Below are 13,089 nucleotides of genomic sequence, written 5' to 3'. Positions count from 1 at the left end.
CAACCTCTTCTCCCGCGATCTTCTTGCGCTGGCAGGCAGCAAAGGCTCGACCGCCATCCCCTTTTTCTGCTCATGAAAGCGTGGAAAACGGCTTGTCCGCTTCTCTGCTCCGCTGCCTGTACACAAATGCCGCGCCCGCCCGGAACAGTCCGTATCCACACAGGCCGCCCAGCACGTTGAGCAGCAGGTCGTCGACATCGAAGCTGCCCAAAGCAAGCCAAAACTGCAAAAACTCAATCGCCAGACTGGCGAACAACGCCGTGAAAAACACGCGGTGCCTATTTCGGAACGACGCAAACAACAACGGCAGCAGCAGCCCGAGCGGCATGAACAGCGCGATGTTGCCAAGCAGGTTGTACGCGATCGTATAGGCGCTGTAATGCTCGTAGTGGAACACGTAGTCGAATAGCGTGCGCATCGGCTTCGTATTTTGAAAAATATACGTGTACTCCGGGGCGCCGTGCCGCAGCATCCGCTCCTTCCATTCGAGCGTGAACCGTCTGCGGTGCCACCTGTCCGGCGAGAGCAGCAGCAAATAGCTGCAAGCCGCTACATAGAGGCCGAACAAAGCCAGCACCCATTTGCGCACGTACTTGTCGATGAGCGGCATGGACGCAGCAAGCTGGCTTTTCAGCTCAGCCACAGGGCCAAAGCGCTGGATAGCGAGCGCAGCCGCTTCCTGCTCCGCATAGCCCTCCTCCATCAACTCTTGCTTCATGCTCGTCACATGATCGAGCAACTCGTCCTTCACGTCCTGCTTTTCCCGCCTGGAGCAGGGCAAACCATTGACGACTTGATCGACGTATTCTTCCAGTTTCACGGTCCTACTCACTTCCCTCGTTGCAGAGCGCAACCAGCCGCGTCAGACTCTGCCAGTCTTTCATCTTGTCTGCCAAAAGCTTTTGCCCCTCCCTGGTGATGCGGTAATACTTGCGGCGACCGCCTTCCTTCGACTCGCCCCAGTACGATTCCACGGCCTTCTGGTTCTCCAGCCGCTTCAAAGCCGGGTACAGCGTCCCTTCCCCGATTTCATAGACTTCCTCGCTTTTCTCGCGGATCTTTTTCGCCAGCTCATAGCCGTATTGATCCTTTTGCGCAATCAGCGAGAGCAGCAGAAGATCAATGCTCCCTTTCAGCAACTCCTTGTTCACAGTAACAACTCCTTCCAAGCCTGAGTAGAGAGTAGCACATTATACATCGTGTTACAAGGTAGTTGAAAAAGAAAAACGACAACATTTATTGATCCTAAATTACTATTGGCAAAAATAAAATAGGTAATATAGACTATTTTCGACAAGCACTTCCATAGATCGACAGGATGGTTCAGAAAATTCCTCCTTACTCCACAACTAGAATACAGGTCCGAAGAACCGGGCAGAAGGAAGATGTCCCGAGCAGCACACGCGAGTCGCCTTTCATTTTGTGACTTCATTCTCTCAAACAGGAGGAATACACATGCTTGCTACCCTTCCACACTATGCTCTACATACGGTTCTCTTGGCTCATTTTGTCATCGGTGCGTTATTTTTATATTCCGAATACAAGTTTTTGAGTAAAATAAAAGCCTCGGAGAAATAGACAAAAAGGAGTATGGCGCGAAGTGAAATCTTTTTTTCGCCAATGGTTTTCTCGTAAAAACAAGACCGAAGAAGAGCCCAAGTACAAGCAACTGGATTCCGACCTCATCAAAGCCACCCGCTACGACTTGGAGTCGCAACACCTTTACATCCAGTTTCACGACGGCCGCGAATTTGTCTACTGCAAAGTCTCCCCTTATGCCTACAACGCCTTCCTGAATGCCGATTCGTTCAGTGAGCATTTTCACTCGTTTATTAGCCAACGCTATTTGCACTACCAGGTCATGTAATTCAAGCCGTGGGCCGGGCACGCAACAGCCCTCCGGGAGCCTCCAGAGGGCTGCTTTGTTATTTCAACGCCCGCTGCAAAAAGGCGCGCGTCCGCTCGTGCTGCGCATTCGTAAACAGCTCTTCCGGCGTTCCCGACTCGACAAATTCTCCATTATCCATAAACATAATCCGGCTCGCTACTTCTCTTGCAAAGCCCATCTCATGCGTGACCACCATCATCGTCATATGCTCGGAGGCAAGCTGTTTGATGACCTGGAGCACTTCGCCCGTCAGTTCGGGATCGAGCGCAGACGTCGGTTCGTCGAACAGCAAAATGTCCGGGTTCATCATGAGCGCTCTGGCAATCGCCACGCGCTGCTTTTGGCCGCCTGACAGCTTGGCGGGATAGACGTTTGCCTTGTCTGATAGCCCGACCTTCTCCAGCAACTCCCCGCTTCGCGCGCGAATGACGTTTTCCGGCTCCCCCTTGACCACCTGCGGCGCAATCTCCAGATTTTCGCGCACGGTCAGATGCGGAAACAAGTTGAAGTGCTGGAACACCATCCCCATCTTCCCCGTGATCCGCTTGATCTGCTGGCTGGAGCTGTAGACGCCGTCTTTCACCAGAAAGTCATCCGCGACACGGATGCTCCCGCCATTTACCTGCTCCAGATAGACCAGGCTGCGCAGCATCGTGCTTTTTCCCGAACCGGACGGGCCAATCACTGCGACCACATCGTTCTTTTGAATCTCAAACGAGACATCTTTCAAAACTTCCAGCTCGCCAAACGATTTTTTCAGATTGCTTACTTGAATGATCGCCATTTCACGCCAGTCCTTTATTCGAATTTAAATCTTTTTTCCAGCCATTTAAAGAACAGAGTCAACAAGAGGGTCATCAGCAAATAGATGACGCCCGCGATAAAAAAGGGAACGATCGTAAAGTCCCGGTTCACAGCCGTTTGCGCGTAATGCAACAGCTCAGGCACTGCGACCGCATAGAGCAGCGCCGTATCCTTCACAAGCGTGATCGATTCGTTCGACACGGCGGGCAGCGCTACGCGAAACATTTGCGGCAAAATGATTTTGGTCGTCGTCTGCCATTTGCTAAAGCCGAGCACTTGTGCCGCCTCGTACTGGCCTTTGTCGATGGACAACAGCCCGCCCCGGAAAATTTCCGCAAAGTAGGCCGCGTAGTTCAACACAAAGCCTACGCAGGCAGCGACAAAGCGATCCATCACCAAATATTCGCCAATACCGGGCAATAGCGGCAGCCCGAAGCAAATAAACAGCAGTTGCAAAAGCAGCGGTGTCCCGCGCATCACGTACACGTACGTGTGTGCCAGCCACGCCAGCGGCTTTACGCTGCTTTTTGCCATTAACGTAATGAGAAAGCCCAACGGGATCGAGAGCACGATGGCGATCAAAAACAGCAGGATCGTCATCTGCGCTCCTTCCAGCATCGGTTTTGTAATCGAAAGGATGTAGTCTGCGCTCATATTTCATGCTCCTATGTGGATTAGGCAGGCTTTGGCTTTCCTGGCAGGAGCCTGACCTTGTTTTTTCGTCGTGACATAAGCGTGGCTTCGCCCATCTTCCTGGCGAAGCCATCGTTTCTTTCATTATTTCAATACGCGATCCTCGCCAAACCATTTTTCCGAGATTTTCGCGGCGGTTCCATCCTGATTGAGCGCGTCGAGCGCCTTTTGCAGCTCGTTCAGCAGCGCTTCGTTGCCTTTTTTCACCCCTACGCCGTACTCTTCAGGAGACAACGATTCGTCCAACAATTTGAACGTTCCCTGATCTTTGGTCATGTAGTAATCCGCCACGACCTGGTCGATGACCACGGCATCGACGCGGCCGATTTTCAGGTCGCTCAAAGCCAGTACGTTGTCCGGGAACTCCGTGATCGTCTTCACCTGGTTTTTCAGCTCGCTTGCATTCAGAGCGTCAGCGGCAGAGGACAGCTTTTGCAGCCCGACAACTTTGCCAGACAAATCCGCGAGCTTCGTCATATCGGAATTGGCCAGCGTCACGACGACCTGCGCGTTTTTCAAGTACGGTTTCGTGAACAGCACTTTTTGTTTGCGCTCATCCGTAATCGTGTATCCGTTCCAGATCAGATCAATCCGGCCGCTGTTCAATTCAGATTCTTTGGAACCCCAGTCGATAGGCTGAAACTCGACCTGCTTGCCCATCTTTTCGCCAGCGGCGCGAGCGTAGTCGATATCGAAGCCGACCAGCTCGTTTTTCTCATCGCGGAAGCCCATTGGCGCAAATTTGTCGTCGATTCCGATAATCAGTTTATTGGCGTCAGCGCCTGTTTTCTCGCTGGAGCAGCCCACTACCAGTGAAAAGACAGCTCCGAAAAGCAGTGACAGCAAAGCAAATTTTTTCATCGTGATTCTCCCCCTAGTTCGGCTAGTCTCTATTTGTTTTTACTCTGATAAAGTGGTAATACGTTAACAAGGTATCATGATAGCACATCATCCAAAAAGAGTCGAGACTTTAGCAAAGAAAAGCGCACAGGAAAAGCATTCCTAAACAAAAAACGCCGGATTCCCCAGCGTTTTGCCTGTTCGCGCGCGAGACGGGCTTGCAGGCGCTTTCGTCCTGCAGCCGATCAGCAGATGCACGTCTTTCTTTTTTGTCCGATCTTGCCGCGCTCTTCGATTTTTTTGATAGACTCCGTCGCCAACGGGACCTTGCACGCCGTCTGGCCTACATCCACCTGGACTTTTCCGATCGCTTCCGCTGTCTGCACCGCTTCCGCATGCAGTTCCGTGACAGACGCGCCAACCGCGATGACAAACTGGTTCATGACATAGCGTACCCGGTTTCTTTCCTGATGGATCGTCTGCTTCACCCGCGCAAGCAAGGCGCTGATTTCCGCCAGGTCGAGCTGCTCGTCAGGCGTGATCGACAAGTAGTTGGCGTACGTGCTCCAGCCGCAAGCTGCAATCATCTCCTCCTCCGCTTCGATCCACTCCCGTACCAGCTCCAGGGCGAACGAGCTTTCGGCGGCAACACCCGCAACCGTGTACTCGGCCAGCATGTACCAGTACGCCTGCCTGACCCAGCTTTGCAGTTGTTCCTTCGTCACCGTCTGCGGGTCGATCGCCAGGCCCGCCAAATACATCGCGTCGTGATTGCCCGTCTCGTACAACGCTTGCACCAGCTTTTGATCGCGCTTGACTGCCTTCACCAGCTTTTTCATGTCGCCGATTCGCACGCCAAAAAACGGCTCCCTGGCACCATGGCGCATGAACGTCTTCTTCGTCTGCTCCGTGCCCAACGCTTCCAACTGTTGCATGACTTCTTCCACGGTCATTCGCGTCCGCCTCCCTTTTTTCCTAGTTTACCCATTTTCCGGCTGCTTTCTCCCTGCTACAAGAGCGGGAAAAGGTAGCGCAAGATCATGATCGAAACCATCCCGACGACAACCGTGCCCAGCAGGCTGCGGGTCACGATCGCAACCAGAAACGTCGGAATCGCCGCCAATAGCTCGACATTGGCTAGTAGCGACAACTTTCCCTCCTGCAAAAACAGCTCCTGCCCGACCAGTGCAGCCATGACCGCGATCGGCACGTAATGCAGCCAGCGGACGCCCCACGCGGGAAGCTCCATGCGCGACAGCACCATCAAGGGCAGCACCCGCGGCAAAAACGTGACCAGCGCACTGCCTACAATAATGAGGAAGATATCCCATCTCACTTCCATCTTTCGATCACCATCCCGATTGTCGATGCGCACAGCGTAGCTACGATGACGCCAAGGTTGCCCGGATACAAGACAGACACGCCTACAGCAATGACGACTGCGCTGATGGCGACGACGATATCGAGCCGGATTTGCTTGCGGCTCATCATCGCCAGCACCAGCAAGCCGATAAACATCGCCGGCAGAGCGAAATCAAGGCCCAACTGCTCGGGATTGGCGATCCACTGTCCGAAATAGGCTCCCGCCAAATTGGCCGCAATCCAGTTCAGGTAAGCCGTCACATTCAAACCGTGCATCCATTTTTCGTCGATCTGCTTGCGCTTCGCCGCCTCGTTGATCGCAACCCCGAACGTCTCGTCTGTCAGAAGCGAACCGACGAGCATGTTCCGAAACGCCGTCAGATGGCGGAAGTAGGGCGACAGAGCCGCGCTTAGCAAAATATGCCGCAAATTCACAAACAAAATCGTAATGATAATTCCCATCGCCGAGCTTCCTGCGGCAATCATGCCCGCAGCAATAAACTGCGCCGAGCCTGCGTACAGCAAAATGCTCATCAAGGCAATTTCCATGATGCTCAGCCCAGCGGTCTTTTCCAGCACACCTGCCGCAAACCCGATGCTCAAATACCCGAGCAAGGTTGGAATGCAATCCTTGACCCCCTGCATGAAGCTTCCCTGCTCACCCGCGTTCGACAATGCTTCTACTTGCAGTTGTTCTCGCCCCACTGCTTCTCCCTCACTCTCTCTTTATTTCACTCCGGCTTGCGCGCTTGCCTCCTGCTTCGCTCCGCTTACTTGAATCTCTTCCCGGTGACCACCTGGTACAAGTCCGGCTTGCTGCGCCAGAGCGCTTCGACCTTATCCGGGCCGAGCACCTTTGTCACTTCCGCAAACATAATATCGTGGCGAATGTACTCGACAGCGACCAGAACGAGCGCCGGATCCTTCGTCTTGACCGCCCAGGCAGCCGTATTTGGCGTGAAGTTGGCGATCAGCACTTCCTCCAGATCACGCGCGACGATTGTAAGATGCCCGCCCATCCGTTCCTCGGCCACATCAGGCGCCATATAGTCATGGTGATACGTCGTCCCTACGCGCGTCTCTTGCTGTCCAAACAAAACGGTAAAGACGGAAATCCCTTCTTCGGTTCGTCTGTCCACCGCCTCCTGGATAAAAGGCACCTGAGGCTCCCAGATCGACAGCCACACTTCCTCGCCAGCCTGCTCGATCATTTGCCTCATTTCCATGAGCACCAGCTCGTCACCGCTAATTCGCCGAATGACGTCGATCTCTTGCTCGGACTCTAAGGCCGACAAGTTTTTTTCCAAATAGTCGAAGGACGCTTCGAACTGCCCGCGCAGCCTGCGGACCAGCTCTCTTGCTGGCAGCGGCGCATACGTGACAGGCTCGGAAGGCACGGTGTAAACAGCCCCTTTGTCAACGAGCTTGCCCACGACTTCGTAAATCATGGAGCGCGGCACGCCAGAGCGTTTGCTGATTTCGTATCCGGTGATCGGAGAGTGCTTGAGCAGACTGATGTAAGCCTTGCACTCGTACTGGGAAAATCCGAGCTTTTGCAATTCCTTGTATATGTCTTCCATCCCGACCTCTTAGTAGTTAGTTTTATACTCACTATAGGTTCAGGTTCGTTCCTTTGTCAATGTGCTTTTCCCGGCACAAGCGAAAATAAAAAAAACCCTCCGTGAACGAGGGCCTTTTTGGCAAGCAAGCAGCCTAAGCGAGATCGCGCACTTTAATGTAAGAAACGTTTCTTACATTAATCACGATGTCATCGTATTGCAGCCACCCATCCTTTTGGTTGGCGACCATTTGGATGATTTCTTCCGGCTCGGTTGTCTCGATCTTAACCAGCTCGCCACCGGAAAAGTGAAACTCAATCGTTTTGGCCTGACTCATTTTCGCATCCCTCCTGTTCTTTCTAGTTATCGGACGGATGGTAAATTTTTGTTACGCACCAGGCGCAAGTAGCTGAGTCGGCCATTGGCAAAAGTCCCGGCACAACCTGACTATATTCCTATCTTTTCTCTGTTTTTCCTCGCATCTTTCTCTGTCCAAACTACCAATTTGGAGCGGACTATTTATGAACAATCGGTTACTTTACCCTACCAAAACTTGACAAGATTGTTTCTCTTGGATTATATTTTGCATAATTCGACACTTCTATACATTTTTCGCAAATGAATGACAAAGGCAAAGTCATCGAAAGGTGGCGACGCAAAACCACGGGTCTAAAGTCTTTGACCATGACAGCCGGGTTGCCATACATCATGAGCATAGCAGGAAGATGATGGTGACTTTGGGCTATTTCCGCATGGGGAATGGCCTTTTTTATGCTCACATGGAAGAAAGGAGGCGCCATTTTATCGATCAACACTAGACTTGTACATGAAAAAACAAAGAGAGAGAAAAATGGAGTGGAGTATTATGTACAAACTGGTTGATTCAGCACAATCTTTGGCTCTTTTCCATCAAATCAAGGAAAGTGTCTGGACCTCAATGGGCTTCGAGATGGAATACGCCAAAGATGGTTCCGACGTCTATCTTTTGTTGTCGGATGAGGACGAACCAGGCGGGACTTTTGAATTTACACCACATGAAAAATCTTCTGCTTATCTGCAAAATTTGTTTCAGGATGTTTTGACGAGCGATATGAAAGTTGTCGAAGTGGACAGTTTCGCTGTCTTGCCCAAGTTCCGCGGAAAGCTGGGACGATGGGGAGTTGCCCTCATGATCGATTATGCAGAAAAACACGGATATACGCATGCAGTCGGTTTGGCAGATCCGGCTTTTTTTCAGTTGATTAACCGTAAATACAACGTCAGAGCGACGCAAGTGAAAGAGATGGTCTTCTACAAAGGGGCGAATGCCATTCCGACCGTCTTCCACCTGCAAGAAGCCTATTTGAACAAGGACAAGCCCGAATTTGCCTGGTATCAAGAGCTTTGCAAACAAATAAAAGTTGAGGTTAGCTGACATGGAACTCTTACAAAGAAGAAATAACTGGGTGGTCATTGTTTTTGCGAGCATCATTACCATCGTCCAGATCGTGAACCTCATCATGGGGGTTCCGTTCTCCTTCGTTTTAACCGTGCTGGGGATTTTGTACGGGGTGCTCGCACCTTTTGCCTACCTTTCCAACCGGCCAGCCTGGCGGGACAAGATGGCTCCCTTCATGAAGTTTTTCAACTTCGCTGTCATCGGCATTTTCATGTTCGTCATCGTGGGACTCGATCCTTGGCTGGTCAACATCATGACGATCATGTTCTTCGTCGCGGTCATGGGCATTTATCAGGACAAACTGATTAACATCTTGACCATCATCGCAGCCATGGGGATCGTCACCTACTATTTCCTGACGAACGGCGAAGCGATTTTCTACACGTCCGATCCTGTTCATTTGATGTACTACTTGCTGGCCTTCTGCTTCGTATCGGCGACAAGCATGATGCACGCAGTTTTCAACAACAAGCTGCAGCGGGAAAGCGAGGAGCAAAAGCAGCAAGCGATCGCCTCCAAAGAGTCGCTGCAGCGCATTTTGGACCAGATCAACGAATCGCTCAACTCCGTCCAGGAATATCAGGAGAATTTGAACAAGGTTACAGATGGCGTCAACGTCCGCGCGGTGGAGACAGTGGCTGCCCTTCAGGAGATCATGCGCTCCTTCTCGATCCAGACCGACAACACCAACGAGTTGCGCCGCGAGATGGGCACGACCAACCTCCAGGTAGAGGACATGACCCGCTCCGTGACCGAAATGCACGAATACGTAGAATCGACCAAAGAAGCGACCAATGAAAGCAGCAAGCGCATCAGCAACATCGGCAACGACTTCGAGCGCTTTATCAAGGACATTCAAGGCACGAACAAGCTGATCCAAGAGCTGAACAAAGAAACGGAATCCATTGAAAAAATCATCCAAACGATTTCGGAAATTTCGGCACAGACCAACCTGCTGGCGCTCAATGCGACCATCGAGGCTTCCCGTGCAGGCGAGCATGGTCGCGGCTTTGCCGTCGTAGCGGACGAGGTGCGCAAGCTGGCCGAATCTTCCAAGCTGTCCTCCGAATCAATCTCTACCTTGTTGATGACGATTCGCGAAAAAATGAAGCTCGTCTCCGACATGATCTCCGAGTCCCAACTGTCGTTTGAGAAAAACAGCGAAGGGATCATGGAGGTTCAGGAAATGTTTACGAACGTGGACAACTACATGCACAACTTCGCCGAGAAAACGAAAAATCTGCAAGAGTTCATCGTCCACGTCCACAGCATGATTCAGGAAGTCAACGCCAAAGTCGAGGTCAACGCAGACATCACCGACAAAAACAAGGAAAGCCTCGAAGAAGTCCTCGTGCTCGTCTCCGAGCAAAAAGAGGAAATCGTCAAAGTATCCGGCGGCTTCGAAAAGATCGAGCAACAAATTCGCGGTTTGAATACGTAAGCAGCAAAGCTGGCTGGATTTTTATGCAACTGCCCTCTCTTTTGTAGAGGGCGGTTTTTTTGCGTGCATGTCTGGATAATTGTGGAATCGGCGAGATTTTTTTATAAAATTCATTTTTCTACATAGCATGTCCCGCCTGTATCGCTTATAATACACATGGAATTTTTACAGTTCTCTTCCATCGTGAATCGATCCAACGCAAAGAGAGGCCTAAGCCATATGCCTGTTTTTCATCGTTTTCCAACGAGCCAGGGGAAAAAGATTGGTTTGACTACCCTTTTGACGGGTCTTGTTTCCTTGTCCATTCTGTTGACGCTGACGATTCTTCTCGTAGCCTCGTATCAATCGAAAAAGAAGTCGCTGATTGATACGACTCTCACTCTTAACTATTCGAGCGCAAGCAAAATGAGCCAAATGATCGACTCCCTGTTCCTATCCATGCGCAGCAGCCTGCGCTATTCCGCCACCGTTTTAATCGACCATCCCTCACGGACGCAACAAGAAGCCATCGAACATCTGGAGATTCTTCGCAAAAGCGGCAACTACTTCAACTCGCTTACTGTCGTAGATGAAACCGGAACGGTTCGCAGTGTGTCCCCGCCATCGCTCGGCACTGTCGGACAGAAGCTTACGACCAGGGAAGCGCAATACGCACTGGCATTGAAAAAGCCTTACATCTCATCGCCCTACATTTCCAAAAAGTACAAGCGCCTCCTGCTGTTTATGAGCGAACCGATCTTTGACAAGGACGGACAGTATCGCGGATTCGTCGGGGGAACGATCTATTTGCAGGATCACAACATTTTGAACATGATTATCGGCAACCCGGAGATAGATACGAGCGGCTCGTCTTATTCGATTGTCGGCTCGAATGGACAGTTGCTGTTCCATCCGGACAAACAGCAGATCGGCCAGAACATCCAGTCCAATCCCGTCGTACGAAAGCTGCTCGCGGGCAACAACGGCTACGACCAGATGTTGAGCATCAACGGCGATCACCTGCTGGCCGGGTATGCGCAAGTTCCGGCAAACGGCTGGGGAGTCATCGTCACTTCGCCGATGGAACTCGTTTACAACGAGCTGCACAGCCAGGTGCGAATGATGCTGCTCTACTTGCTGCCTCCGTCTCTGTTCCTGCTTCTGATTGTGATTCAGCTCGCCCACAAGCTGGCCAGACCTTTTGTCCACCTAGCCGATCTGATGAGCAAAATGGGCTCAGAAAGAGTCGAGCTGCCCCCGGACAAGCACCATTGGAACCGGGAGGCCGATTTATTGACCAAAGCATTCCGGACAGCGGCCAAAAAAATCAAAGAGAAAACCGACCGCTTGACCCACGAAGCAACCACCGACGTGCTCACAGGGCTTGCGAACCGCCGTTCCGTCGAAGAGATTTTGCAAACGTGGACGAAAGAGAAAAAGAACTTTTCCATCCTCCTGCTGGACATCGATCACTTCAAGCACGTCAACGACACCTTCGGCCATCCGGTCGGCGATGAAGTCTTGAAGCAGTTTGCGGAAATCATGAAAAGCTGTGTGCGAAAAAGCGACATTTGCGGCCGTTTCGGCGGCGAAGAATTCATCGCCCTGCTCCGCAGCGCTTCCAGCACAGAAGCCTTGTCCGTCGCGGAAAAAATCCGAACGCAGATGGAAAGCAGCACAAATCCGACGGGCCAGCCCATCACCGTATCGGTCGGCATCGTCAGCAGCCCGCTCCACGGAGATTCCGCTACACAGCTCATCGAACTGGCCGATCAGGCTTTGTACCAGGCGAAAGAGTCTGGGAGGAACAAGGTTGTAATTGCGAATGAGAAAGGTTGTTGAATAAAGTTTTGTGCGAGAAAAGGGCGACTGCATCTGTTGGGGGTGCAGTCGTTCTTTCTTTCGGGGGGTGTTGGGGAGGTGCTTAATTGTTGGTTGGGTGGGCATGAGTTCGTGTGTTCGTGGCTTTATGCTTTCCCGCCTGTATGTGTTCCTGCCCTCCTGCCTTCACACTCAGCCTCCTGCCTTTCGCAAAATCACGCCAAAATCAGGGCTTGCTTCCTTATTCGTTCGCACTCGATTTTGGCACAACAAACACTTGGGTAGGCCACTCCCCGACCGGCACTTGCCGTATTTGGCTTAATTTTTCGGCATCGAAAACAGATAGCGTCCCTTGCACAAAGTTCGTAACCAACAAATTCGAATCGTCCAAAGCGATCGAGGAAGGCGTTGGCGAATGCAGTTTTGCCTTCTAGTATGCCGCCTTTGATGTACTGCCCGCAATATCAATCGTTTGTGTTGGTTTCCATGAGGATTCTGCTTTGCAAGTGCTGCCGCGTGATTAGTGTGCGAATTTTGCTGGGGCGATTTTTTGTTGGATGCTGGCAGTAGCTGCTCGAGGCTTCAAGGACAGCAGTAGCTGGTGGATTTTCGCTAGGGCCAGTTTTTCGTAGAATGCTGGCGGCAGTTGCTCGCGGCTTCAAGGGCTGCGCTAGCCTGATTCGTATTTCGCTAGGTCAAATTTTTTCGCTGGTGCTGGCAGCAGTTGCTCGCCGCTCCACTGACCGCGCTAGCAAGCATGAGAAACGCTTATTACCTTGTTTGAGCCAGATATGATTTTTCTATCGCGGTATATCAAACAACCGCAAGAAGATAGTATCCAACAAATGAAAATGGAGTTAATTGCAGTCATCCGCGAGGGACAATCCCCCTTTCGCCTCCAAAGGCGGTACCAGCGTAGGACGTCCATAATGGGTGGACTTTTTGAGACGATCGGTGGAACGCCAATCGCTCATAACAGGGAAAAACGCCCGAATCTGGGGATTCGGACGTGTAGATTATCGGGACTCACTTATGTTTGTATTCGTATCCTTTGGGTTTAGGCGATGGATGTAAAGGTATTATGTTTCCGTTTTTTTCAGTATAAAAGTATCTTACATCGGGTTCATCAGCAAAAATAACTTCTACACTAAAGACCGGAAGCTTCCCAAAAACGCCATCTAGACTAACTATTGTTTTCTCATCGAGATTTTTCTCCGTAATGAGATATTGGCGTACTTGATTTTCTAAGCTTAACAAAGTTCCT

15 protein-coding genes and 1 riboswitch are annotated in these 13,089 nt (G+C 51.3%); of the genes, 4 read left to right on the top strand and 11 right to left on the bottom strand.

Going from position 1 to position 13,089, the window contains the following annotated elements:
• Positions 1-70: 70 nt before the first annotated feature.
• Together AC3WJN_RS07360 and AC3WJN_RS07355 are read right to left on the bottom strand one after the other, a co-directional pair.
• Entirely contained in the window at positions 71-820 is a 750-nt protein-coding gene (locus AC3WJN_RS07360; RefSeq protein WP_197186347.1) for a VanZ family protein, read from the bottom strand.
• Between the two features lie 4 nt (positions 821-824).
• On the bottom strand, positions 825-1,151 hold the full coding sequence (locus AC3WJN_RS07355) for a PadR family transcriptional regulator (protein ID WP_007780697.1): 327 nt from the start codon (positions 1,149-1,151) through the stop codon (positions 825-827).
• A 449-nt stretch (positions 1,152-1,600) separates the two neighbouring features.
• Between AC3WJN_RS07355 and AC3WJN_RS07350 the strand changes: the two genes are divergently transcribed.
• A complete protein-coding gene (locus tag AC3WJN_RS07350) occupies positions 1,601-1,867 on the top strand; it encodes a KTSC domain-containing protein (protein ID WP_007780706.1) in 267 nt (88 codons plus the stop codon).
• A 58-nt stretch (positions 1,868-1,925) separates the two neighbouring features.
• Here the strand turns inward: AC3WJN_RS07350 and AC3WJN_RS07345 are convergent, their stop codons facing one another.
• From AC3WJN_RS07345 to AC3WJN_RS07310, 8 genes are all read right to left on the bottom strand, one after another.
• Positions 1,926-2,672 carry an amino acid ABC transporter ATP-binding protein gene (locus tag AC3WJN_RS07345; RefSeq protein ID WP_005835253.1) on the bottom strand — a complete coding sequence of 249 codons (747 nt, stop codon included), beginning with the start codon at positions 2,670-2,672 and terminating at the stop codon, positions 1,926-1,928.
• A 14-nt stretch (positions 2,673-2,686) separates the two neighbouring features.
• A complete protein-coding gene (locus AC3WJN_RS07340) occupies positions 2,687-3,346 on the bottom strand; it encodes an amino acid ABC transporter permease (protein WP_005835255.1) in 660 nt (219 codons plus the stop codon).
• Between the two features lie 123 nt (positions 3,347-3,469).
• Entirely contained in the window at positions 3,470-4,246 is a 777-nt protein-coding gene (locus AC3WJN_RS07335) for an amino acid ABC transporter substrate-binding protein (RefSeq protein WP_005835257.1), read from the bottom strand.
• Positions 4,247-4,470: 224 nt separating this feature from the next.
• Positions 4,471-5,178: a DNA alkylation repair protein gene (locus AC3WJN_RS07330; RefSeq protein ID WP_492329236.1), complete on the bottom strand. Its 708-nt coding sequence runs from the start codon at positions 5,176-5,178 to the stop codon at positions 4,471-4,473.
• Positions 5,179-5,234: 56 nt separating this feature from the next.
• Positions 5,235-5,567 carry an AzlD domain-containing protein gene (locus tag AC3WJN_RS07325; protein ID WP_007780718.1) on the bottom strand — a complete coding sequence of 111 codons (333 nt, stop codon included), beginning with the start codon at positions 5,565-5,567 and terminating at the stop codon, positions 5,235-5,237.
• Positions 5,558-6,232, bottom strand: a complete 675-nt coding sequence (locus AC3WJN_RS07320; protein WP_005835263.1) for an AzlC family ABC transporter permease — start codon at positions 6,230-6,232, stop codon at positions 5,558-5,560. The genes AC3WJN_RS07325 and AC3WJN_RS07320 overlap by 10 nt, the downstream gene beginning before the upstream one ends.
• A gap of 125 nt (positions 6,233-6,357) precedes the next feature.
• Positions 6,358-7,167 (bottom strand): TrmB family transcriptional regulator, encoded by an 810-nt coding sequence (locus AC3WJN_RS07315; RefSeq protein WP_005835265.1) that lies wholly within the window; start codon positions 7,165-7,167, stop codon positions 6,358-6,360.
• A gap of 133 nt (positions 7,168-7,300) precedes the next feature.
• A complete protein-coding gene (locus AC3WJN_RS07310) occupies positions 7,301-7,483 on the bottom strand; it encodes a hypothetical protein (protein WP_005835267.1) in 183 nt (60 codons plus the stop codon).
• A 283-nt stretch (positions 7,484-7,766) separates the two neighbouring features.
• Positions 7,767-7,850: riboswitch (cyclic di-GMP riboswitch) on the top strand.
• 161 nt (positions 7,851-8,011) lie between these two features.
• Between AC3WJN_RS07310 and AC3WJN_RS07305 the strand changes: the two genes are divergently transcribed.
• The 3 genes from AC3WJN_RS07305 to AC3WJN_RS07295 all read left to right on the top strand — a co-directional run bounded on the left by AC3WJN_RS07305 (position 8,012) and on the right by AC3WJN_RS07295 (position 11,846).
• Positions 8,012-8,560, top strand: coding sequence for a GNAT family N-acetyltransferase (locus tag AC3WJN_RS07305; RefSeq protein WP_005835270.1), 549 nt, complete (start codon positions 8,012-8,014; stop codon positions 8,558-8,560).
• 1 nt (position 8,561) lies between these two features.
• A complete protein-coding gene (locus AC3WJN_RS07300; protein ID WP_039971733.1) occupies positions 8,562-10,025 on the top strand; it encodes a methyl-accepting chemotaxis protein in 1,464 nt (487 codons plus the stop codon).
• Positions 10,026-10,244: 219 nt separating this feature from the next.
• The gene (locus tag AC3WJN_RS07295; RefSeq protein WP_005835274.1) at positions 10,245-11,846 is read left to right on the top strand and encodes a sensor domain-containing diguanylate cyclase; all 1,602 of its coding nucleotides are present in this window, start codon (positions 10,245-10,247) and stop codon (positions 11,844-11,846) included.
• Positions 11,847-12,851: 1,005 nt separating this feature from the next.
• Here the strand turns inward: AC3WJN_RS07295 and AC3WJN_RS07290 are convergent.
• The coding region (locus AC3WJN_RS07290) for a DUF3139 domain-containing protein (protein ID WP_492329235.1) at positions 12,852-13,089 on the bottom strand (238 nt) is incomplete at its 5' end.

Source organism: Brevibacillus sp. FW306-2-1A-C05A (assembly GCF_058781555.1).
The sequence above is the reverse complement of the archived record's forward strand: the minus strand, read 5'-3'. Positions and strand labels throughout refer to the sequence as shown.